The sequence below is a fragment of the Streptomyces sp. MUSC 14 genome, assembly GCF_001866675.1.
Taxonomy (GTDB): domain Bacteria; phylum Actinomycetota; class Actinomycetes; order Streptomycetales; family Streptomycetaceae; genus Streptomyces.
In genome coordinates this window covers 83,128-108,242 of record NZ_MLYN01000047.1, presented here as the reverse complement: position 1 = coordinate 108,242, position 25,115 = coordinate 83,128, and the positions used below count along the sequence as shown (strand labels likewise).

27 protein-coding genes and 2 pseudogenes are annotated in these 25,115 nt (G+C 69.6%); 16 read left to right on the top strand and 13 right to left on the bottom strand.

Going from position 1 to position 25,115, the window contains the following annotated elements; genetic code table 11:
- Window positions 1–709 precede the first annotated feature (709 nt).
- On the bottom strand, window positions 710–1,381 hold the full coding sequence (locus BIV25_RS29025) for a GntR family transcriptional regulator (RefSeq protein ID WP_071375399.1): 672 nt from the start codon (window positions 1,379–1,381) through the stop codon (window positions 710–712).
- A gap of 124 nt (window positions 1,382–1,505) precedes the next feature.
- On the opposite strand from BIV25_RS29025, the gene BIV25_RS29020 reads away from it, so the two are divergent.
- From BIV25_RS29020 to BIV25_RS51435, 3 genes are all read left to right on the top strand, one after another.
- Complete coding sequence (locus tag BIV25_RS29020; protein WP_071375398.1) at window positions 1,506–1,928, top strand: VOC family protein; 423 nt, start codon at window positions 1,506–1,508, stop codon at window positions 1,926–1,928.
- On the top strand, window positions 1,925–2,635 hold the full coding sequence (locus tag BIV25_RS29015) for an SDR family NAD(P)-dependent oxidoreductase (RefSeq protein WP_071375397.1): 711 nt from the start codon (window positions 1,925–1,927) through the stop codon (window positions 2,633–2,635). The genes BIV25_RS29020 and BIV25_RS29015 overlap by 4 nt, the downstream gene beginning before the upstream one ends.
- A gap of 418 nt (window positions 2,636–3,053) precedes the next feature.
- Window positions 3,054–3,428 (top strand): hypothetical protein, encoded by a 375-nt coding sequence (locus BIV25_RS51435; protein WP_177235453.1) that lies wholly within the window; start codon window positions 3,054–3,056, stop codon window positions 3,426–3,428.
- A 290-nt stretch (window positions 3,429–3,718) separates the two neighbouring features.
- Here the strand turns inward: BIV25_RS51435 and BIV25_RS51430 are convergent, their stop codons facing one another.
- Window positions 3,719–3,877 carry a hypothetical protein gene (locus BIV25_RS51430; RefSeq protein ID WP_177235452.1) on the bottom strand — a complete coding sequence of 53 codons (159 nt, stop codon included), beginning with the start codon at window positions 3,875–3,877 and terminating at the stop codon, window positions 3,719–3,721.
- 72 nt (window positions 3,878–3,949) lie between these two features.
- Complete coding sequence (locus BIV25_RS29005; protein ID WP_071375395.1) at window positions 3,950–4,330, bottom strand: helix-turn-helix domain-containing protein; 381 nt, start codon at window positions 4,328–4,330, stop codon at window positions 3,950–3,952.
- Between the two features lie 92 nt (window positions 4,331–4,422).
- On the opposite strand from BIV25_RS29005, the gene BIV25_RS29000 reads away from it, so the two are divergent.
- Window positions 4,423–5,262, top strand: coding sequence for an SDR family oxidoreductase (locus tag BIV25_RS29000; RefSeq protein WP_071375394.1), 840 nt, complete (start codon window positions 4,423–4,425; stop codon window positions 5,260–5,262).
- Window positions 5,263–5,378: 116 nt separating this feature from the next.
- Here the strand turns inward: BIV25_RS29000 and BIV25_RS47825 are convergent.
- Window positions 5,379–5,643: pseudogene (locus BIV25_RS47825) on the bottom strand (helix-turn-helix transcriptional regulator); the annotation flags it as partial.
- A gap of 95 nt (window positions 5,644–5,738) precedes the next feature.
- On the opposite strand from BIV25_RS47825, the gene BIV25_RS28990 reads away from it, so the two are divergent.
- The 3 genes from BIV25_RS28990 (at window position 5,739) to BIV25_RS28985 (ending at window position 9,987) form a co-directional block, all read left to right on the top strand.
- Window positions 5,739–6,458: an NADPH-dependent F420 reductase gene (locus BIV25_RS28990; protein ID WP_071375392.1), complete on the top strand. Its 720-nt coding sequence runs from the start codon at window positions 5,739–5,741 to the stop codon at window positions 6,456–6,458.
- Between the two features lie 784 nt (window positions 6,459–7,242).
- Complete coding sequence (locus BIV25_RS54600; protein WP_371273076.1) at window positions 7,243–7,782, top strand: DNA glycosylase AlkZ-like family protein; 540 nt, start codon at window positions 7,243–7,245, stop codon at window positions 7,780–7,782.
- Between the two features lie 549 nt (window positions 7,783–8,331).
- Window positions 8,332–9,987, top strand: coding sequence for a gamma-glutamyltransferase family protein (locus BIV25_RS28985; protein WP_071375391.1), 1,656 nt, complete (start codon window positions 8,332–8,334; stop codon window positions 9,985–9,987).
- 112 nt (window positions 9,988–10,099) lie between these two features.
- On the opposite strand, the gene BIV25_RS53305 is transcribed toward BIV25_RS28985, so the two are convergent.
- Window positions 10,100–10,468: an Lrp/AsnC family transcriptional regulator gene (locus BIV25_RS53305; protein ID WP_256256172.1), complete on the bottom strand. Its 369-nt coding sequence runs from the start codon at window positions 10,466–10,468 to the stop codon at window positions 10,100–10,102.
- 12 nt (window positions 10,469–10,480) lie between these two features.
- Window positions 10,481–10,834 (bottom strand): annotated as a pseudogene (locus BIV25_RS53300) (hypothetical protein); the annotation flags it as partial.
- Here BIV25_RS53300 and BIV25_RS53295 point away from each other — a divergent pair.
- The 9 genes from BIV25_RS53295 to BIV25_RS28945 all read left to right on the top strand — a co-directional run bounded on the left by BIV25_RS53295 (window position 10,726) and on the right by BIV25_RS28945 (window position 17,814).
- Window positions 10,726–11,070 carry a hypothetical protein gene (locus BIV25_RS53295; protein WP_256256174.1) on the top strand — a complete coding sequence of 115 codons (345 nt, stop codon included), beginning with the start codon at window positions 10,726–10,728 and terminating at the stop codon, window positions 11,068–11,070. The pseudogene BIV25_RS53300 and the gene BIV25_RS53295 sit on opposite strands and share 109 nt — an antisense overlap.
- Window positions 10,968–11,525 carry an MFS transporter gene (locus BIV25_RS28975; protein ID WP_256256169.1) on the top strand — a complete coding sequence of 186 codons (558 nt, stop codon included), beginning with the start codon at window positions 10,968–10,970 and terminating at the stop codon, window positions 11,523–11,525. The genes BIV25_RS53295 and BIV25_RS28975 overlap by 103 nt, the downstream gene beginning before the upstream one ends.
- A 560-nt stretch (window positions 11,526–12,085) precedes the next feature.
- Complete coding sequence (locus BIV25_RS50495) at window positions 12,086–12,361, top strand: hypothetical protein (protein ID WP_143076722.1); 276 nt, start codon at window positions 12,086–12,088, stop codon at window positions 12,359–12,361.
- Between the two features lie 233 nt (window positions 12,362–12,594).
- Window positions 12,595–12,795 carry a cold-shock protein gene (locus BIV25_RS28970; RefSeq protein ID WP_071375390.1) on the top strand — a complete coding sequence of 67 codons (201 nt, stop codon included), beginning with the start codon at window positions 12,595–12,597 and terminating at the stop codon, window positions 12,793–12,795.
- 570 nt (window positions 12,796–13,365) lie between these two features.
- A complete protein-coding gene (locus BIV25_RS28965; RefSeq protein ID WP_071375389.1) occupies window positions 13,366–13,773 on the top strand; it encodes a hypothetical protein in 408 nt (135 codons plus the stop codon).
- Between the two features lie 805 nt (window positions 13,774–14,578).
- Complete coding sequence (locus BIV25_RS28960) at window positions 14,579–15,049, top strand: hypothetical protein (RefSeq protein ID WP_071375388.1); 471 nt, start codon at window positions 14,579–14,581, stop codon at window positions 15,047–15,049.
- The gene (locus BIV25_RS28955; protein ID WP_107486380.1) at window positions 15,046–15,894 is read left to right on the top strand and encodes a DUF692 domain-containing protein; all 849 of its coding nucleotides are present in this window, start codon (window positions 15,046–15,048) and stop codon (window positions 15,892–15,894) included. Before BIV25_RS28960 ends, BIV25_RS28955 begins: the two co-directional genes overlap by 4 nt.
- Window positions 15,887–16,543 carry a DNA-binding domain-containing protein gene (locus tag BIV25_RS28950; protein WP_143076721.1) on the top strand — a complete coding sequence of 219 codons (657 nt, stop codon included), beginning with the start codon at window positions 15,887–15,889 and terminating at the stop codon, window positions 16,541–16,543. Before BIV25_RS28955 ends, BIV25_RS28950 begins: the two co-directional genes overlap by 8 nt.
- Window positions 16,540–17,814 carry a ferritin-like protein gene (locus BIV25_RS28945; RefSeq protein ID WP_071375385.1) on the top strand — a complete coding sequence of 425 codons (1,275 nt, stop codon included), beginning with the start codon at window positions 16,540–16,542 and terminating at the stop codon, window positions 17,812–17,814. The genes BIV25_RS28950 and BIV25_RS28945 overlap by 4 nt, the downstream gene beginning before the upstream one ends.
- A 322-nt stretch (window positions 17,815–18,136) precedes the next feature.
- On the opposite strand, the gene BIV25_RS51420 is transcribed toward BIV25_RS28945, so the two are convergent.
- The 7 genes from BIV25_RS51420 to BIV25_RS54595 form a co-directional block, all read right to left on the bottom strand.
- Window positions 18,137–18,283, bottom strand: a complete 147-nt coding sequence (locus tag BIV25_RS51420; RefSeq protein ID WP_177235451.1) for a hypothetical protein — start codon at window positions 18,281–18,283, stop codon at window positions 18,137–18,139.
- Window positions 18,284–18,532: 249 nt separating this feature from the next.
- A complete protein-coding gene (locus tag BIV25_RS28940) occupies window positions 18,533–19,135 on the bottom strand; it encodes a transposase family protein (protein WP_256256167.1) in 603 nt (200 codons plus the stop codon).
- 384 nt (window positions 19,136–19,519) lie between these two features.
- Window positions 19,520–19,660: a hypothetical protein gene (locus tag BIV25_RS53290; protein ID WP_256256166.1), complete on the bottom strand. Its 141-nt coding sequence runs from the start codon at window positions 19,658–19,660 to the stop codon at window positions 19,520–19,522.
- Window positions 19,661–19,759: 99 nt separating this feature from the next.
- Window positions 19,760–20,245 carry a hypothetical protein gene (locus BIV25_RS28930; protein ID WP_071375383.1) on the bottom strand — a complete coding sequence of 162 codons (486 nt, stop codon included), beginning with the start codon at window positions 20,243–20,245 and terminating at the stop codon, window positions 19,760–19,762.
- Between the two features lie 230 nt (window positions 20,246–20,475).
- On the bottom strand, window positions 20,476–23,580 hold the full coding sequence (locus tag BIV25_RS28925) for a tetratricopeptide repeat protein (protein ID WP_079176956.1): 3,105 nt from the start codon (window positions 23,578–23,580) through the stop codon (window positions 20,476–20,478).
- A complete protein-coding gene (locus BIV25_RS28920) occupies window positions 23,577–23,873 on the bottom strand; it encodes a trypco2 family protein (protein WP_071375409.1) in 297 nt (98 codons plus the stop codon). The genes BIV25_RS28925 and BIV25_RS28920 overlap by 4 nt, the downstream gene beginning before the upstream one ends.
- A 747-nt stretch (window positions 23,874–24,620) precedes the next feature.
- Complete coding sequence (locus BIV25_RS54595) at window positions 24,621–24,998, bottom strand: hypothetical protein (RefSeq protein ID WP_177235443.1); 378 nt, start codon at window positions 24,996–24,998, stop codon at window positions 24,621–24,623.
- Between the last annotated feature and the right edge of the window lie 117 nt (window positions 24,999–25,115).

Here is a 25,115-nt window from a genome sequence, read left to right as displayed (position 1 = left end):
GTTGAGTTCTGACCAGTATGGGTGGGCGGTGGGTGCCTGTGGGGGCGGGGCTGTGTGGGGGGGGGCTTGGGGGCAGTGCATTCCGTCCGTCGTAGTCGGTGACCGGTTCGACGCGGCAGTGCGTCAGGACGTGTTCGCTCACGGTGTACACCAACGGAGGCCGCTGCGGCCTTGACTGCCTGGTCGGGATCAAGTTCGGCGTTGTGATACGCGTCCGCGTCGGGCATCGCGAGCAGAGCGAATCGGCGGCGGTTCGAGGGTGCTGGCCGGCGCGGCCGTTCGATGGTGACAGGGATGTCCCCGGTTTCGAGGAGGTACTCGTGCCGGCAGCTTGCGCCCAGCTCCTGCGGCGGGTGGGGCGCAGCCGCGCCGAGCGCCTCGTGCAGCGTGGTGAGCAGCTCGTGTCGTATGACTGTGGCTGTCTGGCCCGTCGCTTTTCCTGAAACGGCGGGCACGACTTTTGCCCGGACGCAGGTATGCCTTCCGCCGGCCAGACGAAGACGGTTCGGGCCGGGCTGGGCCGGGCGGGTGGGGACGACCCAGCGTGCGGCCAGGGCGGCCACCGGAACCGGGGCTGTTCCTCACGTGCCGCCCGGTGGCCCGGCCGTGCTGCGGCTCCTGCTGCCGGCCGGTACACCGGCGCCCTCCGCGACGAACGCCGTACTACGGCACACCGGTCCGGGGCACGCCCCCTGAGTGCGGGCTCGGTTCAGTCCGACAGTCCGGCCAGCAGGCTGCGGCGTGCGGAGTCCACGTGCTCCTCGGCCAGGCGGGCCAGGGTGCGGCGGTCGCCGGAGCGCAGCAGCGCGGCCAGTTCCCGGTGCTCGTCGACCACGCGTGCGCGGTAGTGGTCGTAGCCTGCGTCCGCGCGGCGCAGCTGGAAGAGGTGCAGCTGTGAGCGGATGGCCTGCCAGGCGGTCGTCAGCCTGCCGTTCCCCGCAGCGGCGTAGATCTGGTCGTGGAAGGCGATGTCCAGCACGACCAGGCGGCGGGCGTCGGCGGTTCCGGCGATCTCGGCTGCCATGTCGGCGACCAGCTGGTCCAGCCGGGACAGCTGCTCCGGTGTGGCGGTACGCCGCGCGGTGGTGGCGGCCAGCCGGTCCAGCGCGGCACGCAGCGTGTAGACCTCCTCCACGTCCTCTGCTGTTACGTCGATGACCGTGGTGCCCCGGTGCCAGCCGCCGCGCACCAGCCCTTCTCGTTCCAGCTGCGCCAGACCCTCGCGAACCGAGCCCCGGCTCACGTCGAGGCGTGCGGCCAGTTCCACCTCGCGCAGCGCGGCCCCGGGCGGGAAGTGCCCGGAGAAGATGGCCGCTCGCACGAGATCGGCGGCTGCGTCGGCCAGCCCGCGGCGGGGCGCTTTCGGTAGTGCGGATGACATGCCTTGATGTTGACATCGAGACATCTCTGGCGTCACGCGTTCCGGCTGATGTTTTAATGTTGACATTGAGACATTGGTCGGAGCACGCTGCTCCGGTCAGCGAGCCCACCGGAGAGGCCCCGCAATGTCCCACCGCCCCGCCATGCACCTCGCCATACCCGTCGACGACCTGGCCGCCGCCCGCCACTTCTACGGCCGGGTGCTTGGCCTGCCCGAGGGCCGCAGCAGCGATCACTGGGTGGACTGGAACCTCGAAGGGCACCAGCTGGTGACCCACCTGGTGCCGAGCGCTCCGCGGCCGGCGGGTACCAGCCTGGTCGAGAGACACACGGTGCCCGCCCCGCACTTCGGCCTGCTGCTGGACGAGCCGCGCTTCCACGAGTTCGCCGAGCGGCTGCGCGCCGCCGGGGTGCAATTCGACATCGAGCCGCACCGCCGCTTCCCCGGCGAGCCCGGTGAGCAGTGGACCATGTTCTTCCGGGACCCGGCCGGCAACGCCCTGGAGTTCAAGTCCTTCCGTGACGAGTCCATGGTGTTCGCCCGATGAGGGGCGTACTCGTGACGGGTGGCTCGCGCGGCATCGGGCGGGCAGTCGCGCTGGCCTTCGCCGAAGGCGGCGACCGCGTCGCGGTTCAGTACGCCGGCCGCCGCTCGGACGCCGAAGAGACCCTGCGGCAGCTGCCGGGCGAAGGACATACCCTGCTCCAGGCAGACCTGGGCGAGCCCGACGCGGCTGAGCGGCTGGTAGCCGACGCGGTGACTGCGCTGGGCGTTGTGGATGTGCTGGTGAACAACGCGGCCGTCGCGCCCACGGAAGACACCCGGCACCGGGTCTCAGAGACCCCTTTGGCTGACTGGCAGCGGATCTGGCGCCGCATGGTCCAGGTCAACCTGCTCGGCGCGGCCGACCTGAGCTGGGCCGTCGCCCGCCACCTCATCGACCGCGGCGCGGGCGGAGCGATAGTGAACATCGGATCACGCGGTGCGTTCCGAGGAGAACCGGACGTCCCGGCCTACGGGGCGACCAAAGCCGCACTGCACGCCCTTGGCCAGTCGTTGTCCGTGGCGCTTGCCCCGCACGGCATCGCCGTCACCTCGGTCGCGCCCGGGTTCGTGGCCACCGAGCGGCAGGCGGCACAGCTGTCCGGATCAGAAGGCGAACGGCTGCGGAGGGAAAGCCCGTTCGGCAGAGTCGGCACCCCGGCTGAGATCGCTGCCACGGTCCACTTCCTGGCCTCTCCCGCAGCAGCCTAGACCTCGGGAACCATCGTCGACCTCAACGGCGCGTCCTACCTCCGCACATAACCCGCCGGCGACCGGCGAGGAAATGCGGACATGGCGTCGCCGGTGAGCACGATGTGGTCGGCGGCGGTTGATGGGGCTGTTTTACGTTTTCCGGAATCGCCCCCACTGGTGGTCGCGAGGAACCGGGCGAAGCAAGCCCGTTCGACGAGTTCGGCGGCGTGGCGGGCACCCGGGATGTCACCCCCCGGCGCGCCTGCCCGGTCCGGAGTTCTTCTCCCGCCCCGTCGGATCTTACGAGTTCACGCGCCGTATCTTGAAAGGGAAGCCCCGGACATCAGCACTGTCTCCGACGGCCTGGACCGCAGCTCAAGGGCACCGACCGGCAGCCGAATTGCCCGGCGTCTCGAAGCGCACCGTCGAGCGCCACGTGAAGGACCAGATCCGCCGGCCCGGCGCCGACCTCACCCAGCGCCTGGCCGACGCCGTACACACCCGCTGGCAACCACGGGTGCGTGAGCAGGTCCGCCGCCAGGCCGCCACCAGCACGGGCCTCGCCACCGAGACTCGCGCCCGCTTCGGCCCCACCGCCCCGCCACCCGCCTACGCGGCCCGTCTGTTCGACGGCCAGCAGGCTGGCGACCGGGCCTACCTGCGCCGCCGGGGTGTCCGCTGCACCATTCCGAGCAAGGCCGACCAACCGCGCAACCGTAAGAAGCAGGGTTCCTCCGGTGGCCGGTCACCGGAAATCGATCCGGTTGATGACAGAGCGCGGCACGCGGTTGAATGCGGCATCAACCTTTGAGAGGCACCGTGCCGTTGCGACGACATTCGACAAGCTCACGGTCCGCCATGCGGCGACTGTACTTCTCGCGGCCATCAACGAGTCGCTGAAGTCCGTTGCGCCTACCGTTCGCGGAACACCTGAGGTGGAGCGAAGCGGCGCGTTACCTGCCGATCGAACCGTCAGCCTGCTCACGGAGGATGTCGGCGTGGCTCCGCATGGCGAGCCGTCTCTTCGATCATGTGCGCCAGCGCCCACCGCATCGATCGCATGATGCCCGCTTCACCTGCCGCCCGAGCACACGGAGAGATTCATGCCGAAGTCCGAGTGCTCGACATCGGCACATCAAAGCCCTGCACTTTCGCGGCCACTGCTTCGCGGACGTGGTTCAAGAACGCGAGCAGCGTCGATTTCTCGTCGGAGTTGCTCTCAGGACGGCCCAGGTCGCGGCGCTTCTGTGCCTCTGTCATCGAGGCGCACTAGCATGATCCACTGTCGAAACCCTCCCCAGGTCACGCTGGATTCGCGGTCGAGGCCGACCGTTACCGCACTGTCCCGGGCTGCGCGGCAGGTAGCCGTTGTGTGATCCGATTGAACAAGTCCGTCAGCGGCTCGCTGACGTCCTGGCCGAACTCAGACAGCCCGTAGGTGACTTGGGGCGGCGTCGTCGGCTCCACCTTCCGCCAGATCAGACCGTCCTGGACCAGCGCGCGCAGGGTCTGGGCGAGCATCTTCTCGCTGATGCCCTGGATGCTGTCGCGCAGTTCGTGGAACCGGAGGTCGTTGCTCCGCAAGGAGATCAGCACCCAGACACCCCACCTGCTGGTCACGTGGTCGACCACGTCTCGCGCGGGGCAGTCGGTGTGAAACACCTCATACCGATGGCCCGCCTCGGTCTGCGTCAGCTGCGCGCCTTCCCTCATGTCCGGAGCTTACCTCCGGGTATGTTCTTACGAAAAGTAAGCCCGACTCCTAGCGTCAGTTACCGCAGTGCACAACGGACCAGGAGCTGAACATGATCGTGGTGACCGGGGCTACCGGGAATGTAGGCCGACCCTTGACGCAGGCCCTGACCGAGGCGGGCGAGCAGGTGACGGCGGTGTCGCGGCACGCGGTGGCGATGCCGGACGGAGTCCGGCATGTGGCGGCCGACCTGGCCGAACTGGCAAGCCTCACACCCGCGTTGGCCGGAGCGAAGGCGCTGTTCCTCCTGCTGTCCGGCGACCTGCACGCCCCCGACGCCAGGCCGGCCGACATCATCGGCCTGGCCGCGGCCAGAGGGGTCCGCCGGGTCGTCCTGCTGTCTTCACAGGGCGTGGCGACCAGGCCGCTCGGCCCGTCGCGGGTCGCGATGCGCGCGGTGGAGGACGCGTTGCGGGAGTCCGGCCTGGACTGGGTCGTCCTGCGCCCGGGCGGCTTCGCCTCCAACGCCCTGGCCTGGGCGGAGTCCGTCCGTACGCGAGGGACGGTCGCCGCGCCCTTCGGCGATGTGGGGGTGCCGGTCATCGACCCGGCGGATATCGCCGAGGTCGCGGCGGCCTGCCTGCTGGACGACCGGCATACCGGCGGGGTGTACGAGCTGACCGGGCCAGAGGTGATCACGCCGCGTCAGCAGGCGGAGACGATCGCCTCCGCGCTCGGCTCGCCGCTGCGATTCCACGAACTCACCCGCGACGAGGCCAAGACCATGATGACCCAGCTCGTGCCGGTGGAACTCGCCGACGACACCCTGGACATCATCTCCGCCCCGACCCCGGCCGAACTGCGGATCAGCCCGGACGTGCAACGAGTCCTCGGCCGCGCCCCACGCACCTTCAACCGCTGGGTCGCCCGCAACATCGCCGTTTTTCGCTGAGACACAACTCAACTGAAGCACCCTGGCAGCCTCGTGCGGCTGCACGAGGCGCCCACCTCCGTAGCCGGCCTCGGGGAACATCGGTACAGCCATCGCGCCGCTCCGCCGGCGGTGGTGGTGCGCAGGGCGACCGTGTTGGCAACGGCTTCGTCGTCGAGGGGGGAGGGGCGACAGATCAGTGCCGGAGGCGAGGCGGTAGCCGACAGTGTGTCCGCGGGCGCTGTCGACGGGGTAGCCGATCGCGCGGAGGCGGTCGATGTCGCGGCGGACGGTGCGGACGGTCACTTCGGGGCGTTCGGCGAGGCCGGTGCCGGACCATTCCCGCCGGGTCTGGAGCAGGGACAGTAGCCGGAGCATGCGGGCGGGCATGTCACGCGTCATGAAATCCATGAAGCGCGTGTCAAACGACACCTCCTGTCCCGAATGACTCCTACCGTGAACGGCGTCCCCGCAGAGCGAACGAGGAGATTTCTCCCATGAAGATCGCTGTTCTCGGTACCGGTGGCGGTGCCCGCGCCCACATCGCCCGCCTCGCCGGACTCGGTCACGAGGTCCACGTCGGCACCCGTGACCCGCAGGCCACCCTGGCCCGCACGGAACCGGACACGATGGGCACCCCGCCGTTCAAGCCGTTCCTCGCAGATCACCCCGGCATCGAGCTGCACACCTTCGGTGACGCGGCGGCGGCCTCCGGCCGTCTGGTGATCAGCGGCATCGACGGGCACAACGCCGTCGCCGCCCTGACCCGCATCGCCGACCAACTGACCGACAAGACGCTGATCGACTACGCCGTGCCGTTCGTGTACCAGCACACCGCAGAGCATCCCTGGCCCACGCCGTGGGGGATCATGCCGAGGCTGGACCCGTGCGACACCGACAGCCTCGCCGAGCAGATCCAGCGCGCCCTGCCCGAAACGAAGGTCGTCAAGTCTTTCGTCACCCAGGAGCAGACCACCGTCGTGAACCCGAAGACCGTCGGCAATGGTGACCACACCATGTTCGTCGCCGGCGACCACATGGATGCCAAGCAGCAGACCACCGACCTGCTGACGTCCTACGGCTGGAGCGACGTGCTCGACCTGGGCCCGCTGGTGTGCGCCCGCGGCATGGAGATGTACGCCCACATGCACTCCGCCATCGGCTTCGGCCTGGGCCAGCAGTTCGGCGGCCACTTCGGCATCAGAGTCGTGCGCTGACCCGCACCCCGATGACCGAGAAGACGGACGGGACGGAACAAGGGACACCCTCATGACGAACGGGAACTCCGGCCCGATCGCCGGGAAGTCGTCTGCCACGCCAATTCACACCCCGCACGTGGCCGGGGGAGGAACTGCCCTTCCACAGGAACCTCGCGATCGACGACGTGCCAGCGGCGGAGCTGCGACTCCTGGAACTGGACGCCACCGAACCCGGCCACCCAGCCCGGCGGCAAGCACTGGACCGTCCTGCTGGATCCCTCCGGCCGGCTCCTCCCCAGCCACCCTGCCCACTGACCCGTACGCACCCATGACGACCCTGCCCCGCATCACGGCCGACCAGCGCCGGGCCCGCCTCACCCGCCGCCACCTCTTTGCAGCGTCCGCAGCCCCCGAGTGACGGCCGAGCCCCTGGCTGGCCTGCATGCCACCGGCTCGGCGACCGTCTCCGTCGCCGCGGCCGCCCGCATGCACGCCCCCCAAGCCATCGATGCCGCGCTCCACGACACTCCGGCCGGCCCCATGCGGGCGGCAGGCCAGAGCCGGAGCGCATACGGTGCATGCGCTCCACCATGCTCGTCGTACCCCGGTCGCTCGCCCGGGCGATCTTGTCAGCCACCGCCGCCACGAACACCGGGCGCCACCGCACCGACGCCCGGACCGCGTTGCGCGATGCCCTCGGCTGGGACGAACGCCGTCACACGGCCGACGAAACAGGCCGACCTCGATGCCCTGACCGACCGCGGGGAGGTGACCGCCGCCCAACTCGCCGCCGACATACCCGATCTGCGCGAGCAGATCCCTGTCTTGTCCGGCAGGCTCCACCAGTCACGGCAACGCGCCAGCTCCCACGTCCTGGTCGTGCTGGGGGCGGAGGACCCGTATCCGCGGCTCCCGACCTGCCTGCTCCAGGCCCTGGGCACAGTTCCGCTGGACTTCCGCCCGGCCCCTCACCCGCATCGCTGTCGCGGACGCGAAGACCAGCCCGGCCCGCCACTACCTCAAAGCATTCGGCCCGGTCACCGTGGATGACGCGAGGTGGTGGACCGGCTGGAGGCCCACCGACACCCGCACGGCCCTGGCCGCCACCGGCGCCCAGGCCGCCGAACTCGACGAAGGCGCCGGCAACCTCCTGCTACCACCTGCCCGAAGACCTCGACACGACCCGGGCCGCCCCGGTCGCGCCCGAGCCGTCGGCTGCGCTGCTGCCCGGTCTCGATCCCGCCGCCATGGGCCGGCGGCACCGCGACTGGTACCTCGACCCCGACCACACCGCGACTCTGTTCGACCGCAACGGCGACACCGAGCCCACCATCTTCTGTGAGGCCCGTACAGCCATCGAGATGGAGACCGCCCGCCTGGCCGCGTTCCTCGGCACAACCCGGGTCACCCCTGCTACCGCACCTCCCTCGAACGCCACTCGGCCACGGAACGCTCCGCCTGACTCCCGGCCCGGAAGGGGGCTCCATGGCACCCGAGCCAGGGTGCCCGGAGCCGTCGCGCCGCTCCTCGACAAAGGGGTTGCTGATGAGTGCGTAGGTGTGGGTGTTCCGGCGGGTCTTGTCCGTGCTGCTTGTGTTGGTGTGTTTGCCTTGCGGCTGTGCTGCTGGATGTCTTCGCCGTGCGGCGGGTAGCGGGTGGCGGGGTGTGGGTGTTGCGGGGTGTCGGTGGGCTGTGCTCCGGAGGCTGTGTGTTGTTTCGCCGTTGCGTGTCGAACGTCCTCGTACCCTTTCTCTGCTCGCTCTTGCTTCTCGCGCCGGGTGTCTGGCCCGGTGGGCGCGGGACGGGGTTTCCCGTCGGGGTCGTGCGGCACGGTGTGTGCGTGCCGACTGCCGGCCGTTCTGCTGCCGGTTCGCTACGGGGGAGGCGGTTCATGGTTGCGGCGGCCAGCCCGCTGGCGGTCTCTGCGGGCTGTGAGGTGCTGTGGCGCGGGGGTACCGCGGCGGATGCGGCGGTGGCCGTGCAGGCGGTGCTGGCGGTGGTCGAGCCGCAGTCGTCCGGCCTGGGCGGGGGCACCCAGATCCTCTACTGGGACGGCGGGCGCCGTCGTGTCCGTTTCTTCGAGGGGCTCGCTCAGGCGCCTGCCCTGACCACCAGGGGACTGCACCTGCCCACCGCGCACGAACAGCGCCTGGGCATCCGGGCTTTTGATTCCGGTGTCGAGCACACCGGGCGCGCGGTCGGGGTTCCCGGCACGGTGAGGGTTCTCGGCCTGCTCCATCACCGGTTCGGCCGCAGGCCCTGGGGTTCTCTCTTCGACGCGGGCGGGCGGCTGGCTGCCCGCGGCTTTCCGGCAGGCCGCTACCTCCACGACATGGCGGGGGAGGGCTGTGCATACGCCGACGTGCGGGCCCTGTACTGCCCCGGCGGGCGGCCCGTGCCGGCCGGAGCCAGGCTCGCCAACCCTGAGCTTGCCCGGGTCCTGCACGAGGTCGCAGCCGGTGGAGCCGACGCCTTCTACGCACCACACGGCGGGATCGCACCTGCCCTGGTGGCGGGTGCCGCGCGCGGCACCCTCAAGCCCGGTACCGACAGCCGGGGGCCTGCGGTGATCCCTTCACTCATGACGGTGCGGGACATGGCGGACTACCGGGCCCGCGAGCGGACTCCCCTGTGCCGCCAGGCCCTGGGCTACCGAGTGTGCACGGCCCCGCCGCCGGCCTTCGGCGGCATCGACGTCCTCGGCATCCTGGCACTGGCCGGCCGCGAGGGTATTGCCGCACGGGCGCCCGGCTCGCTCGGTCACGCTCATCTGCTGATCGAATCCGGACGGCTGGCAGGCGTGGACGCACGGGCGTGCGCAGGAGACCCGGACTTCGGTGACATCCCCGTGGCCGGGCTCCTGTCACCTGCCTACCTCGACCGGCGGGCCGCACTGATCTCCCCGACCACCGCCGTCCACGGCGTACGCCCCGGACGGTGCACCGCCACAGCCCCCGGCACCGTCAGCAACGACGCCACCAGCCACGTGAGCATCGTGGACGGATACGGCAACGCCCTGTCCATGACCACCACGGTGAACCAGAACTTCGGCTCCGGACTCCTCGTCCGCGGCATGGTCCTCAACAACGCCCTCACCAACTTCGCACCCCCGGGCACGGGCGGCCACAACCTCATGGAGCCGCACAAACGCCCCACCACCTCGATGGCCCCCACCCTGGCCTTCACCCCACAGGGCAGGCCACGCCTGGTGGCCGGCTCGGCAGGCGGCGGCCCCATCCCCGACTACGTGGCCCACCAGATCCTCGACACCCTCATCCACCACCTCGACCCGCGCACAGCCCTCGCACACGGCCATGTCAGCGGCCAGACCACCACGGACCACTGCAACGGCCTGCGCGACGTCCGCTCCGACGTGGAACAGGGCACCGGAGCCGAGCGCTTCCTGCCGGGACTCCGCGCCTTGGGCCACCCCTGCGCAACGGCGGTACCGCTGCGCAGCGGAGCCGCCCTGATCGAGATCACCCCTGGCGGCGCACTCCTGGCGGCCGCCGACCCCCGCAGGGACGGCGCCGCCGCAGGAGACTGACACTTACCGGTTGACGTCGGGCCCCGTGTCGTACGCGGTGGAGTCTGGCCAGATCTCGGAGGCAGCGAGGTGGGGGCACCCGGCCTGTCGGCTGCCGCAACCGCAACTGTGCTCATTTCTGCGAACGCGCATCGCGGTACCAAACGATCTCGTGGGCGAGGACGTCGACGTCAGCCGGTCCGGCGGGCAAGACTCCTCGTGAGCTGGCGTCCAGCGACGCGATCCGCGCGGTCAAGTACCGTGCCAGGTCAAGGGAGTCCCTGCAGTTGACGGCCGCGAGCAGGTTGGTGGTTCCCGTGGTGTGGGCCACGAGCGGGACTTCGGGATGGTCAGCTATCGCGGAGGCCACGGCGGTGAGCTGGGAGGGGCGCACGGCTGCCCACAGGCGGGCTTCGGCACGGAAACCGAGGGCGGCCGGCGGGATGTCGACGAGGAAGGTGAGCACCCCGGACTGGCGCAGGACGGTGAGTCGGCGTCGCACGGTCGATTCGGACCAACCGGTCGCGGCCTCGAGTTCGGTGTGGCTCGCCCGTCCGTCTTGCGACAGGAGTTCAAAGAGCGGGCGGTCCGCGGGTTCCAGGGTGACGGCGGTGGCTTCGGCGGGCGGCGGGGTGAGCAGCGCGGCCTGGCCGGGGGTGAGACGGGCGGGCCCGGCCCAGTTGTTGGGCAGGGCGTAGTTGCCGAGCAGGAGGTGGGCGGAGACGGCGGTGATGCGGCTGGTTCCGGGGAGCTTGTGGCATGAGCACCTTTGCCCTGTGCGCGGGCTCGCTGACCTACGTCGTGACGCTGGCCGGCGAAGAGGGCTGGACCTCGCCCGCGGTGCTGAGCCTGCTGGCGCTCGCCGCACTCGCCCTTGTCGTCTTCGCTCGCGTCGAACTGCGCAGCCCCGCGCCGCTGCTGGACGTACGGCTGTTCGCCCGGGCGTCCTTCTCGGCCGTGATGATGTGCGTGGTCGCCTCCAGGCCGCCTTCGCGGCGCTCGTGTACACCTCGGTGTGGCTGCAGTCGGGGCTCGGCCTGGGACCGGTACGCGCCGGGCTCGCGCTCATGCCCCTCGCGCTGGCCTCCTTTGCCACCTCACTGATCAGTGGGCGCAGGCTGCACGGGAAGTCTCCGCGCCTCATCCTCGCCACCGGCCTGCTGCTGAGCGGGATCGGTTGTGCCCTGCAGAGTGGGCTGGACGCGGGCTCGTCCGCCGGCTCCCTTGTGGTAGGGCTGGCCGTGACCGGTGTCGGCGTGGGGTTGACGGGCCCGGCGATGGGAGCCGCGGTCTTCGCCGCGCTTCCGCCGGAGCGGGGAGGCATGGCCGCCGGAGCCATGACCACCTTCCGGCAACTGGGGCAAACCCTGGGGGTCGCGGTCTTCGGCGTACTGTTTCAGCAAAGCGGCGTCGCTCTGGCCGAGGCCCTGAACCGGGTCCTGATCGCCGCCGCGGCGGCCGGGATCATCGGCTCCGCACTCGCCTGCATTTTCGTGCCGAAACCGGCAGCGGCGAACCCGTCGGTACGTGCCCGCTGCGACCTCACGGACTCCCGCTGAACCCATGGCGAGCCGCCTCGTCAGGCGGCTCGCCGGTACGTGTCGCTGCCTGGCGCGTCGTCCCCGAGCGGGTGAAGCCGACGTCCGACTTCGGGTCGTAAGCATCGGGCCGGATGCCCAGCCCGTGCGTGACGTACGCACCGAACTGCTGGATGTACGCGGTCAGGACGAGGAAACCTGGGCAAGGTCTTTCGGCTCCAACGCCCTTCCCTCCTCCAGGAGAGCCACTTCTGCTGATCGCCCGGCATGCCTGCCTTGCCTGTCGCCTCCGCCTGCCCGATATCGCTGACCGCCTCGCAAAGGCATCGACTGACGAAGATGGCGCATGGTCAGAAGACCCCCTACCAGGCCTCGATGCGCGCAGACCTTGCTGCATGCGGCCTAGGGGTTGTCCAACGCGGGTGTACCTCTGCCTGCCGTTCGCAGCCGTCCCGGCAGCCCTCCGTCGTTCACGACGCTGGCGGATGCCCAAATCGACGCACTGTCCTGCCAGTTGCCAACTGAGACCGGGGCGCCACCGCCCCGCTGGTCGGTCGTACCCGGAACTTGCCCATGAGGCCATGTCTCGCGGCATCGCCTCGCCCCTGGCCGCCTACGACGTCCACCGCGCCCGCGAGTTCGGCCGCACCGAACCACGCACCCGCCTCGGCCCGTTCACGACTTTTGGCCACCCAGGTCATGAGCCAAGAACCGTACGCCACCACATACCGGCACACCCCTCCTCGCTCAACCAGGTGGAGAGCTACTTCTGCTCGGTCGAGGCGAACAGCGTGACCCCGTGGGGGAGACGGCCGCCACTGACAGCCGTCTCCCGAGCGCGCCTCACCTGCGGCTGAGTGGGGGTGAGGCTCTGGCTGAGCGTCGTGTGATCGACGGTTCGCCGCATGTCCAGGTCGACGGCGAGGCGCTGGGCACCGCGTACAGCCTGTCTGGTCTGGATACTGATGGGTGCCCGTCACCCGTTCGGACCACAGCAGTCGCTGCCGCGCGTGAGTGCGGGTTCGCTGGCCGTGGGCACCGACTCGTAACCCGGGGCCTCTCAGCACCGCCAAGCGAAGGGAACGTAGCCATGTCCACAGGCAAGATCGAGGAGTTCAACCAGGCGCAGGGCACGGGCCGCATCAAGGACGACGACGGCCCGAAGCGGCACTTCTCTCGGGATGACGTTCCCAGTCCCGCAGAGAGGACGAACCTGCGCCAGGGGGACAAGGTGGAATTCCAGGTCGACGCCGAAGACGGGCACGCGGCCAAGGTCCGGAAGGCTCGTTGAGTCCTCGGAACGGCGTGCGGCAGGCACCACCCCGGAGGTGAGCGGGTGGTGCCTCGGTGGGCTTCCGGATCACGTAGAACGGCCGCGGTCGTTCCGGACGGGCAGGCGCCTCGTGCGAAGTGTTCAACGGCCGTCCGTCCAGGTCCAGCCGCGAGTGAGCAGGACGAGCGTCTCCGCCGTCACCACCCACGACGGTCCTGACTGAGACGACCGGGCACACAGACCGCAGCCCCCACAGCCTGCAAGAACCCACCGGACTTCCCTCCGTATCCGTATGGCCGGATCATGTCCTGAGGCGCTGTTCGCGTCACGATCCGCCACCGGGTCGGGGATGCTGGGCCGCGCCACATGAACGGGGTCGTTACGACCAGTTGTGACGGGTCCGGATTTCGGCTCGTCGGGAACCGCCGAAAAATTGATGAATGGCGGGGCAACGGCGTTCCCGTGTTCTCCCTCTGACAGGTTGCGATTGGTGCACTGATCCGGTGGCTACAGGCCGAGGAACGGCCTCGTTTCCTCCGTCTCTTCGATGCTGCCAAGCACAAGACCATCCGTAGGGGGAGACAAACGATGGGTGCTCTCAACCGGCGTGCTGCGCGTGCGGCCGCCGTTGCGGCAGTCGGCATAACGGCGCTCGGGCTGAGTGCGGTCACGGCTTCCGCGAAGGTCAGTTACGACTTCAAGGCGAGCCCGCACACCGTCAGGGTCGGCGCGGGCGTCCATGTGAAGGGGGATGCCGCGAACGACAGCGATGTCCTTCAGAAGTTCTGTGTGCAGCAGCGGCAGGGCAAAGGGCCCTGGCGCACGGTGAGGTGCGCTCACGGAGGCATCGGCCGTGGTGGCGCAGTCGATACCTGGGTACAGGCGAAGCACCGAGGCACGCTGCAGTTCCGGGGCGCGCTCTACGAGGCGGACTTCGGCTCGAACAAGCTCCGCCTGCAAATGGCCGGGCCGGCCGAGACCGTCAGGGTGCGCTGACCGCCGAGCCACACCCGAGGGCACCGGGCCTCATCCGGAGGCCCGGCGGTCCCGAGCACTGTCATGGGAAGGACCCGGCGGCGCTGTCATCGGCCGGGCGACCGCCGGACGGGGGCCGGTCGCGCCTGCGCCTGCGTGGGTGGTGTCGATGATCCCGGGCCGGCCGGACTCGATCGCGGTCGCGCTGGAGACCGGCCGGACCATACGGACGGTGGTGCTGGACCGCGGTACGACCGGAGCCTGAGAAGACCTTGTTGCGGCGACCATGGTCCAGCTGCGGCGAGGTCGTCGAGGAACTCGTCGCCACCGGCAAGCGGCGTCCGGGCCACCAGGAGGTCCTGGTCGTGCTGGACACCGGAAAAGACGCGCCATGTCGTGTCCTCCAGCGCCTGCCGGGAGCCGCGTTCCTGACCGCAGGCCGCGTCAGCGGTCACCCGGGCGATCGGCAGCGCGGCGTTGCGGTGCCTCCCCGGCCGAGCGATGAGGTCGCGCCACGTGCACGCACCGCAGCGTCCAGCCCTCACGCCCCCCCCGACTACGACAAGACCCCGAGTGCGAGTAGCTCGGGGGCTTTACGCGTACGAGCATGGGAGATGCTACGACCTGGCCGCGCCTTTCCCAGCGTCATGACCTGGGAGTTGTGGGGCGAGGCGACTGTTCGAGAACCGCGCCGGAAGATCAGGACGGTGGCCGGAACTGTTCCCTCAGGTCCCCGTGGCCGGATCTCTTTCTGCCCTCTGGTGTCCGCTCGATCCCCTTTGCCAGGGTGTGGCGTTCGACGACCGAGCCGAGAGGACCGACCACCATGGCCGACCGCTCCACCTCCTCCGCCCGCGGACCGGAGACGGACCCCCCACTGCCCCAGGAAGTGCCCCGGGAGCTGCACGTCTGCATGGGACTCAACTCGTGCGCGGGACTCGACGCCCCGGGTACGGCCTCGATGGCGGGCATGGGCTCCTGCGCGACCGTCTCCCACGTCTGTCACGGCGAGGGTGCCTGCCGCGGTCAGGGCGGCTGTGGCTACGCGGGGACGGACTACGAGCAGTTCCACCCGGGCGAGCAGGACTGCCGTTACAACGGCAGCTGCGCCAGCCCGATCAACGAGAGCCGGGTGTTCTCGGCGGGCCCGCTGAAGGGCAAGAGCGTGTGGAAGCAGGCTCGCCGGCTCTTCGAGACGCGGATGTACGCGGCGGGTAAGGCGTTCGGCCCGTCCCCGGGCGAGGGCATCAAGGACGACAGCATGCCGCACTACGACTACATGTCACAGCCGCAGTGAGCGAGCGACGGCTGGGGATGCCGCATCTCGGTTTCGGGGTCGGGCTGCGGACGCCGCATTTTCCGTACATCCGCCGGCACCTGCCGCCCGTCGGCTTCTTCGAGATCATCTCGGAGAACTTCCTTGACGCGCACGGCGGCAGGCGGCAGGCCCTCGCGGAGATCGCCGAACGCTATCCGGTCGTCCTGCACGGGGTGTCCATGTCCATCGGCAGCACGGATCCGCTGGACCTCGGCTACCTACGTCGCCTGAAGCGGCTCGCCGACGAGATGCGGGCGCCCTGGGTCTCGGACCATGTGTGCTGGACGGGCGTGCTGGGCGTGAACACGCACGACCTGCTCCCGCTGCCGTTCACCGAGGAGACTCTGCGCCACGTCGTCGGGCGTGTGCGTGTCGTCCAGGACGTGCTGGAGCGGCGGCTGGTGCTGGAGAACCCGAGCAGCTACGTGGAGTTCTGCGGCTCCACGCTCTCTGAATGGGAGTTCGTGGGACGGTTGGCGGAGGAGGCGGACTGCGGGCTCCTCCTCGACGTGAACAACGTTCACGTCTCAGCCTTCAACCATGACTTCGACCCGGTGCGTTACCTGCGGGAGCTGCCGCACGAACGCGTGGTCCAGATGCACCTCGCAGGCCACACGCACTACGGCACGCACATCGTCGACACGCACGACGCGCCCGTGGCCGAGCCGGTGTGGGAGCTCTACCGGCTGGCGACCGAGCTTACGGGTGGCGTGTCCACTCTGCTGGAACGGGACGACAAGCTGCCGCCCTTCCCGGAGCTGCTGGCCGAACTCGACCGGGCCCGGGAATCGGCCGCAGCCCTGACGGGCGGTGCCCGTGCCTGACGCCTCCTCGCTGGCGGCCGTGCAACGCTGGATGCAGTCGGTGATCCTGCACCCGACGGGCGAGGACCCCGGGCACACGATCACCGCGTCCAGCCGGCTGTCCGCGCGTGAACGCCTGCTCGTCCACCAACGCGGCTACCGGCTACGGCTGCTGGAGTGCATGCGCAGCCTTCACCCCGGGTCCGTGCACCTGCTGGGCCAGGAGATCTTCGACGGGTTCGCGCTGGAGTATCTGGAGGCGCATCCGTCCCGCTCCCCGGCCCTTGCCGGTCTCAGTGCCGGTTTCGCCGGCCATCTGGCCCGCACACGGCCGGATGCCGAGCCCGGCGCGGAGCGCGAGGGGTGGATCGACCTGCTGATCGATCTGATCCGCTTCGAGCGGGCCTTCACCGAGGTGCTGGACGGGCCCGGCCCGGAGGACGGCACGGGCCCGGCACCGCCGCTTCGGCTGCTCCTGGTGTACGCGCCGGTCCACACGTACCTGGCAGCGGTGCGCCGGGGCGAGGACCCCGAGCCACCCGCGCCGAGGCAGGTCCGACTGGCCCTGGTCCGGCGGAACTTCACGGTCGTCACCCGGGAGCTGAGCCCGGCGGCGTACGAACGTCTGCGCACCTCTTCTTCTCTACAGGCACAGGAGGGTTCCCGATGAGTACGAAGGCGCCGGTTCAGGAGATCACCACCCTGCCGGACCTGATCGCGCACTTGAAGGCCGCCGCACAGGTGGAACTGTCCACGGTTCCGCCGTACTTGTACGCGACCTACACGATCAAGACGCGCGGCTATTCGCAGTGGGCAGCCGGAGCGTCGGCGCAGCGCACGCTGATCGGTATCTCGATCGAGGAGATGCTGCACCTCTCGCTGGTGCGCAATCTGCTGATCGCGGTCGGCGACACCGATTTCCGGCTGTACGACAAGAGCGTCATCCCCACGTACCCGGGCCCGATGCTGAAGCGCGAGCCCGAGCTGACCCTCCGGCTGCGGAAACTCTCCACCGACCAGGTCAGGAACACGTTCATGCCGATCGAACAGCCGGCCACCCCACCGCAGGCCTTTGTGGGCGGGGTCGAGCCGTACCACTCCCTCGGCGAGTTCTACGCGCGCATCGAACGGGGCATCCAGACCCTCCGCCCGGTGATCGACTGGGCCAAGGCCAAGAAGGACCTGTGGAAGTTCCAGTACCACCGGGCCTATTGGAACCAGAACGGCGGTTCCGACCATCCGCAGCTCATCGTCGACGAGGCGACCGCGCTCCAGGCCATGAAGGTCATCGTCGACCAGGGCGAGGGCGCACCGGAGGACAAGGGCCTGCTGCCCGACCCGATCGTGCGCACGGACGACCTCCCGCCGCAGGAGATCGGCAAGTGGCAGGCGTCCCATTACATGAAGTTCGCCGACATCGCGAAGGGCCTCGACGGCATCGGCGTCGTCCTCGACGACAACGGCAAGCAGAAGTACACGATCGACGACGCCGAGGTCATCTGGCCCGCGCTCGACGACCCGGACCTGAGGACGGTAGAGGCGGACCAGCCGGTCAAGGCCCTGATGGAACTCTCCAACGCGGCCTACTGCTACGTCCTTGCGCTGCTCGACGCCATCTACCGCACCCCCATGGACGCGCTCGCCCCCAAGGACCGGGATGCGTTCACGGACAGCGTCCGGTACGGCTACGAGCGGGGATTCATCGCGGCGATGCAAGGGCTGCTGTACCCGGTCTGCGACCTCCTGGTACAGACACCGCTCGTCGCGGGGCAGCCCGTACACGCCGGACCGCCCTTCCAGTACTACGCGTTCACGACGAAGAAGCCGAAAGCGGAACTCGCGGCACTGTGCGGAAAACTGCTCGAAAGTTTCCCCGCACTGGGCGGTGACGACGGGGTCCAGAGGCAGATCTCGCTGCTGCCGGACATCGAGCTGCCGTGACGTCGACCTCCGTGACGTGAGGACGGGCGTGACGCCCTCCGGCTCCGCACGGGGGGAGGAGGGCGCCGCTCCCGCCAACAGGTCGGGGAACGGCACTGCCGTGACTTCCGGATGCTGACACGAAGAGTTGAGTGAGCGCGGTCGTCAGGCAGTTGCTGGGATGGACTCGCAGCGGACGTTGAGGCCGAGTCGGCTGGCTACCTCGGTCATGCGACGCATGGCGTGTTATGGGTCGCCGCGCGTCACCGCGACCAGGGCCCGCTACCGTCCGCGACGGGTGGCGCCGATGGGCCGGTAGTAGGCACTGAGGTAGCAGTCCGTGTTACGGGTCGCCGACATCGCGGCGATGCCCAGCAACCGTTCGCCGCAGCGCCGGCAGTTCGGCGTCCATGGCGGTGACCCGGCACAGCAGGTCAGCAGGCACGGACAGCAACGCCCGGCCGGCCCGGTACAGCAGTGAGACGATCACTAGCCTCCGCCATCTTGATTTCGGCTGGTCACGGGCCGCCGGCGTGATGGCGTGTGGAACTGCCCGGGCTGGTGGTGGGGCAGTGCCCAGCATGTCGATCATCTGGCCGGCGGGCGACTTCGAGGTTCGTGAGGACGAGCAGGGCGCGGAGGAGTCCGGTCGCGCCGGCGGGACGGGTGCGGAGCTTGGTGAGGATCCGCCAGTTCTTCAGCTGGGCGAAGCCGTGCTCGACCGGGGCCGGTCCGGCAGTCAGCTTGCGGTAGCGGGTGGCCTTGAAGCCGGTGACGATGACCAGGTCACCGGGGACTTCACGCTTGTCCGCGCCGAGGAGGCCAGGTCGGCAAGCGCGCCGAGGCAGGCCGCCTTCAGGTGCTCGACGGGCTCGTCGTGACGGGCGGCGGTGGCGTCGTGGGTGCGGCCGGACCGAGCGGCAGGCATCCAGATCAGCCGTCCCTCGTCGTCGGTCAGGGTGAGAAAGTGCAGGCCGTGGCGGTGGTGCTTGCCGAAGAAGTTCTCCCGGTCGTCCCGTCCGGTACGGCGCTGTGTGGGGATGAGGGCACCGTCGGCCGGGACGACTTCCCCGCCCCGTTTCGTGATGTCTTTCAGGGCACGGTCCAGGCGCGGAGCGCGGACGGCGAGCAGGCGGATCACCTCCTCGCGCCGGCGGCGGACAGTGGACTCGGACACGCCGTTGCCGCCGGCCATGTCGGTCAGACGCTGGTCGTGGCGCAGCACGGCCAGGACGATCACCGCGATACGCCCGGGCAGCAGGACTCGCTGCCGGGACCGTATCGTCCTCAGGCGGCGGCGAAACCGATCGGCGAGGTGGTTGTGCTCTTGGGTATTCGTCACACAATTCCAACGGCCGCCGGGGTCGCTCCGGTTACGCTGGCACCACGCGGGTCTGGGCGGGAGCGTCTCTGGTCAGAGGCGGGTGGTGAAGCGGCCGTCAGGTAGTTTGCGTAGCAGGCCGCGGTCGGCCAGTATGACCAGCTTCCCACGCAGCGGCTCCAGCTTGCTCCTCACGCTGGCGTCCACCGCGAGCACTTGACGAACCTGCCGAGCCATGACCGGTCCGGCGGCCCGCCTCACGGCGGCGCGGATACGCTGATAGTCCGGCGGGAGCATGGCCTCCTCCACACCTGACGTACGGCGCGGGACCTGGCATCACGGCTCGTCCGCCCACCTGCCCAGGCGTCGGCATCACCGGGGCACGCTCACCGGCCAGCTGCTCGCTCATCCGCTCAAGGACCTTTCGGCGACGGCGAGTTCATCGCGCTCGGCCCGTGTCTCCGCCGGCTGCTGGGCCAGCCATTCTTCGAGTTCGTCCAGTTCCGCACGCCGCACGGTGATCCGGTCCGGCAACTGGGGATCCATACACCGGATCGTAGAAGGCCGCCCGGCCACGGCGATCGCTCAAGGCCATATCCGCATTCGGAGGTGGCATGCCGCTGTGGAGCTACGGGCCGGACCGGGTCACAGCGCGGCGGCGCGCCTACGCACCAGGAGGTTCTGCGTCCCCAGACCGATTGCCAGGTACGCGTACAGCGACGCGGTCCCCAGCAGTCCGGCCCCGGCCGCGTGGTCGATCCACAGCGCCAACCCGATGTGCACCCCAACCGAGGCCAGCCACAGCCCGGTCGTCGCCGCCGTCCCCTTGCGCAGCACCACGCTCTGAGGCCCACGCCAGAGCTGTACGGTCCGGGCCCTGGCCACACCGAATGACGCCGCGACGGCCAGGCTTGCCACCAAGAGGACGACGGGCAGCGTGGTCAGCGGGTGGTACTTGACGACCGAGGCGATACCAAAGGCGATCCCGGCAGCCCCAAGGACACCGAGGATCACAGGAGTGATCAACGAGCCGGTACGCCGCACAGGACGAGTACGCAGTTGCTGCCGCACCACCAGACCCACTACCACCGCTGCTAAGACGAGGGCAGCCCCGCCGTTTGTGTTCTGCATGCCAACTCCCCGTTGTAGCACTGCCCTTATGAGGCAGTATCCGTACTGATCATTATGGAGGAGGCCCACGCAGCCATGACTGCCGGACGATCTACTCCGCAGGCTGCTGCCCGCGACCAGCACCAGCACCCCAAGTCGGCGGAGGCTCACTGATGCAGCATCCCAGTCACCGCCAGGGGATCTTGCACGCACCCCCCTACCCGCAGCGATGACTCACGCGCCCCACAGGTTCACGGTGTGGTGAGTGCGTCCAGGCGGGCCTGCACGCGCTCGATGTCGGGGCGCATACCGAGGCGTCGGTAGGCATCCAGAGCCTGGTTCAGATATGCGGCTCCGTGTCGGGTGCTGTCGGCGGTGCACACAAGGCACTCGCCGATGCCCTCCAGCGCGATGGCCTCGTCGTCACGGTGCTGCACTTCACGGGTCAGACGCAGCGCGTCGCGGTACACGGCCAAGGCCTGTGCCATGTCACCGGCGGCGACGAAAATACGGGCGTAGAGATTCATCGCCCACGCCTCATTGTCGTAGGAGCCCACGGCACGGTAGATCTCCAGGGCACGCGCATGCGCTTCGAGAGCACCCCGGTAGTCCTCGTCCAGCATCCGCATGCGCCCCAGACCGATGAGTGCGCTGGCCTGGTCGAGCCGCTCGCCGGGGCTGGAGGGCGCGTTCGAGTGCTGCGTCATGCCGTCCTGCCTCGTCACACTCTGTGCGTGCTGGGCGTCGGCGACAGCGTTGGCCGGGGCGGGGTGGTCGGCAAGCTCCTGGTAGAGCGTCAGTGCTCGGGCATGCGCGTCGGCGGCGCCGACGCCGTCCCCGGTCGCCTGCCGTGTCTGTGACAGAAGTGCGAGGGTCCTGGCCTGGCCGAGCCGGTTGTCCAACAGCTCGTAAAGGGCAAGGGCTTGCGACAGGTCTTCGCAGGCGCCTGAGGGATCCTCGGTCCTGCGCCGTATCTTGCCGCGATTGATCAGTGCGTCCGCTTGTCCGGCCCAGTCGTCCAACTCGTCGTACAAGGCCAGCGCACGGGTGTGGGCCTCGGTGGCGTCGGGATAGTCTCCGGTCGTCTCGAGTACGCGCCCGAGTTCATTGAGAGCGTCGGCTTGGCCGGGCCGTTCGGACAACTGGTGAAACAGTCCGGCGGCCCGGGTGTGCGCATCGACGGCGCTCGGGTAGTTCCCCGTCATGTGCAGTACGCGCCCCAGGTTGTTCAGAGCGTCAGCTTGGCCGCGCCGGTCACCGAGGTGTTCTGCGGCAGTCGCGGCAGCGGTGTGCAGGACCTGCGCCCGGGACCAGGTGCCGTCGGCGTAGAGCAGTTCGGCCAAGCCCTCGGTGAGGGCGACGACGCGCTCGCGCCGGCCCTGACGGGCGGCGAGCCCGAGGCAGGCCTCCAGGTTGGTGCGCTCCGAGCGAAGCCATGCGCGCGCTTCGTTCGGGCTGCACAGCACCGGCGAGTGCGCGGGAGCCGAGCCACGCGGCTCGTGGCGGGCGTACTGGAAGGTTCTCGTGTCGGCCGATATGGAGGTGTACTGGTAATAGTCCAGCAGCCGCTCCACCGCGGCCTCGCACAGGTCGGCGGGATCCCCAGCGGCCAGAGCGTGGGCGTGGGCGCGGATCAGGTCGTGCATCCGATAGCGGCCCAAGACCGGCTCGACCAGCAGATTCTGCTCGACCAGATCCTGGAGCAGGTCCTCGGTGTCCGTGAGGCCGCAGTTCAGTAACGCCGCGGCGGCGTAGGCGTCCGCGTCCGGCCCGGGGGTGAGGCCGAGGCGCCGAAAGAGCTCCCGCTGATCTCCGCTGAGGGTCTGATAGGACAGGTCGAACACGGAGGTGAGGTCCCGGTCACCGTCGGAGAATCTCACCAGGCCGGTCCGGGCCCCACGCAGTTTGTCCGCGAGGCGGGTCAGGGTCCAGGCGGGACGGCGGCGGATGAGAGCGGCGGCGATCCGCAACGCCAGGGGCAGGTGCCCGCACAGGGCGGCGATCTCTTCGAGCAGCGGGTCGCCGTCCTGGGTGCGGCCGGGCCCGGCGACCTCGCGAAGGAGGGCGACGGCGTCCGCCACGGGGAGCACGTCCAGGGGCAGGGCCCACGCGTCGTCCAGGGCGTTGAGCCGTCTGCGACTGGTGACCATCACCAGGCACCCGCCGTCCCCGGGCAACAGGGGCCGCACCTGCGCTTCGCTGTGGGCATTGTCCAGGATGACCAGGGTCCTGGTGCCAGCCAGACGGTCGCGGTAGAGCGCCGCGCGTGCGTCGAGGTCCGTCGGGATCTGACTCGGTGGCACTCCGTAGGCCTGCAGGACGCCGGCCAGCGCGTCAGCGGGTTCGCGTGGGGCCATGCCGCGGGTGTAGCCGTGCAGGTCGATGAACAACTGTCCGTCCGGGAACCGTTCCGCGAGTCTTCGTCCGGCATGGATGGCCAGGGCGGTCTTGCCGATCCCGGCCATTCCGTCGATCGCCGAGATCACCACCATGCCCGGCGACCCCCCGGTCCCGTCGGCGAGGTCGAGCAGTTCGGCGAGCTCTCTCTCGCGGCCGGTGAACGCCGATGTCGTGGCGGGCAGTTGCCGGGGAATCCGGCCTGTACGCACCTGGGCGGGGGCGGGGACCTGCATCAAGTCCTCAGGTCTGGTGGGCAGGCCGATCAGGGCGGCCAGCGCATCGACCTGATCGGCGTCCAAACATCCGTACCAGTGGTCGACCCGGTAGGCGGCCAGGGTGCCGGCCCCGTCGCTGCGGTGGTGTTTGCCGACCACGCCGACCAGGGCCTCGCCGCTGAACACAGGGGCTCCGGACATCCCCTCCCAGGGCGAGCGACCGCGATCCGGATCGAGTCCGGGTGCTCCGACCCGGATCTGCAGCGTTCCCTCGCGCCGGTTCGCCCAGGTGGTGGCAGGGCCGGTGGCGTGCTCGCAGTCGCGGTACTGCATCGGTGCGCCGTCAGCGCCGAGATGCGCTGGGTCCTCGCGAACTTTGAATCGGGGAAAGCCCATGGTCTCGCACTCGACCGGTGGCCGGACGATGCTGCCGAAGCCGACCCGAGTCACCACGGGCGCCCTGCCAGGTGGATCGACGGACGCTTCGAGGACGTGCAGGACAGCGATGTCCAGGCTCGGATGAGACCAGGCGTGCTGCGCCCGCGCGGTCCACTGACCGTCCTGGTCCGCGTTGAAACGCACCCGGATCGAGACCGCACCGTCCACGACATGCGCGGCGGTCAGAACCAGCCCCAGAGCCAGCAAATACCCGGAACCACAGCGACGTCCTTCGCCCTCGGCACCGGCGCTGATCACTTCGGCCACACGCTGCGGGTCCAGACCAGCAGCGCGGGCACTCACCGCTCCCGCTCCCCGGCAGTGCCGGCGACCATCGGGGTTCTGCCCGTCCGACCTTCGCGCGGGGTGAGCGTGAGTTTGATCCGCTGCGTGGTGGTGCGCTCCACGTTGCCGCTCGCACCGAGGGAAACGACCACAAACCGCGGCTTGACCTCCGCCGATGCCCCAGCCACGATCGCCACGGACACCTCGACTTCCACCGGCCCGAGCTCGAAACGCAGCGCCTCACCCGCCCCTGCCTCGACAGCGCTCTCCAGCTCGTCACGCAGCGCTCGAATGACCTCCGCCAACTCCACGCCCACGCCCTCCCGTTGATGCGTCAGCCCTCCCCAACGATAGGCCGCCCCGGTCGTCCTCGGACCCCCGTTGCCCGACAGGGCTCGCGCGGGATTGCCGACGCGACAGCCGGTCTCTGCCTCCAGCACGAACTCGCGCCGCAGTCCTGACGGTTCCAGCTGGCCCTCGGCGCGTGATCCCCTTGCCACGACACTTGGCCTTGGCCTTGGCCTTGGCCGCCGGAACCCGGCCACGGTCCACTGCCGGTATGAGCTGACGCCCCCGCAAAAGCGCCTGGAGGACAGCAGTGTCGGCGGAACGGTGACCATCAAGATCAGCTCCCCCTACCGGCCGCTCCTGGCGGCCTCTGGGAGCCTCACCATGAGCAGCACCCCGTGGTACTGCGAGGCGACCCAGCGGACCCACGGCATGCCGACCTCGACGCCTGGTGCGCAGGTGCGCAGGTGCGGACGTCAACTCGAGCGGCTGCACCGAGTGGGCCACGATGCACCGGTACGGCGGTCAGGACTGGGACGGCGACCGCGGCGGCTGGAACCGACCCGTACGCACCGGTCCGAGCAGGGCATGCATGTAGACCCGCATCCGTCGCCGCAGATCCGCCCGGCCGAACCGGTGCCCGTCCGCACCGGCAGCTCTTCGAGTTCCTCCGACGAGATGTCGGGACGCACATCATCGAGCATGGCAAGGACAACAACTCGCCGCACCCGAGATCACGAACTCCCGCTATCCGACGATGCATCAGCCAACTAGACGCCCCGCGAAGCTGGTGGCAGAGGCCACAGCCGGACGAGCTTGAAATGGGTGAGGGCCTTCTGGCCAGGTGTGGATTGCGCCATCTGCAACCGGCGGCCGGAAAGGCCCTCAGGCCAGGTCAGCCGGTTGGGCGAAGGCTCGACGACAGCCGGATCACGGCTGGGTGCCGTCCGGGTACGGTGGGCCGGAAGAACAGCTGCAGGCTGGCTGAACATGCCGGTCACCACACGCCCGCAGGGTTGCAGCACCTGCTGAGCCGGGCCTGCTGGAACTCCGACGACGTCCGCGATGACCTGCAGGGACACGTGGTCGAGAAGCCCGGGGACCGGGCGGGTGTGCCGATCATTGACGACGCCGGCGGTGAGGGCCACGGAGAGCAGGCCGGCCCCCAGGACGCTGCGGCGTGATGGGTCCGTGTCCTGCTTCCCGAGGTCGACCAGCCCCTCCGCGGCCTCCGCGGCCGTGGGGGGGCGCGATCGCGAGGAGCG

Bases quoted from the DNA above. Each gene is read 5' to 3' on its own strand.
- BIV25_RS29025 (WP_071375399.1), bottom strand. From the start codon at position 1,381: ATGTCATCCGCACTACCGAAAGCGCCCCGCCGCGGGCTGGCCGACGCA.
- BIV25_RS29020 (WP_071375398.1), top strand. From the start codon at position 1,506: ATGTCCCACCGCCCCGCCATGCACCTCGCCATACCCGTCGACGACCTG.
- BIV25_RS29015 (WP_071375397.1), top strand. From the start codon at position 1,925: ATGAGGGGCGTACTCGTGACGGGTGGCTCGCGCGGCATCGGGCGGGCA.
- BIV25_RS51430 (WP_177235452.1), bottom strand. From the start codon at position 3,877: ATGACAGAGGCACAGAAGCGCCGCGACCTGGGCCGTCCTGAGAGCAAC.
- BIV25_RS29005 (WP_071375395.1), bottom strand. From the start codon at position 4,330: ATGAGGGAAGGCGCGCAGCTGACGCAGACCGAGGCGGGCCATCGGTAT.
- BIV25_RS29000 (WP_071375394.1), top strand. From the start codon at position 4,423: ATGATCGTGGTGACCGGGGCTACCGGGAATGTAGGCCGACCCTTGACG.
- BIV25_RS28990 (WP_071375392.1), top strand. From the start codon at position 5,739: ATGAAGATCGCTGTTCTCGGTACCGGTGGCGGTGCCCGCGCCCACATC.
- BIV25_RS28985 (WP_071375391.1), top strand. From the start codon at position 8,332: ATGGTTGCGGCGGCCAGCCCGCTGGCGGTCTCTGCGGGCTGTGAGGTG.
- BIV25_RS53295 (WP_256256174.1), top strand. From the start codon at position 10,726: ATGAGCACCTTTGCCCTGTGCGCGGGCTCGCTGACCTACGTCGTGACG.
- BIV25_RS50495 (WP_143076722.1), top strand. From the start codon at position 12,086: ATGTCTCGCGGCATCGCCTCGCCCCTGGCCGCCTACGACGTCCACCGC.
- BIV25_RS28970 (WP_071375390.1), top strand. From the start codon at position 12,595: ATGTCCACAGGCAAGATCGAGGAGTTCAACCAGGCGCAGGGCACGGGC.
- BIV25_RS28965 (WP_071375389.1), top strand. From the start codon at position 13,366: ATGGGTGCTCTCAACCGGCGTGCTGCGCGTGCGGCCGCCGTTGCGGCA.
- BIV25_RS28960 (WP_071375388.1), top strand. From the start codon at position 14,579: ATGGCCGACCGCTCCACCTCCTCCGCCCGCGGACCGGAGACGGACCCC.
- BIV25_RS28945 (WP_071375385.1), top strand. From the start codon at position 16,540: ATGAGTACGAAGGCGCCGGTTCAGGAGATCACCACCCTGCCGGACCTG.
- BIV25_RS53290 (WP_256256166.1), bottom strand. From the start codon at position 19,660: ATGGATCCCCAGTTGCCGGACCGGATCACCGTGCGGCGTGCGGAACTG.
- BIV25_RS28930 (WP_071375383.1), bottom strand. From the start codon at position 20,245: ATGCAGAACACAAACGGCGGGGCTGCCCTCGTCTTAGCAGCGGTGGTA.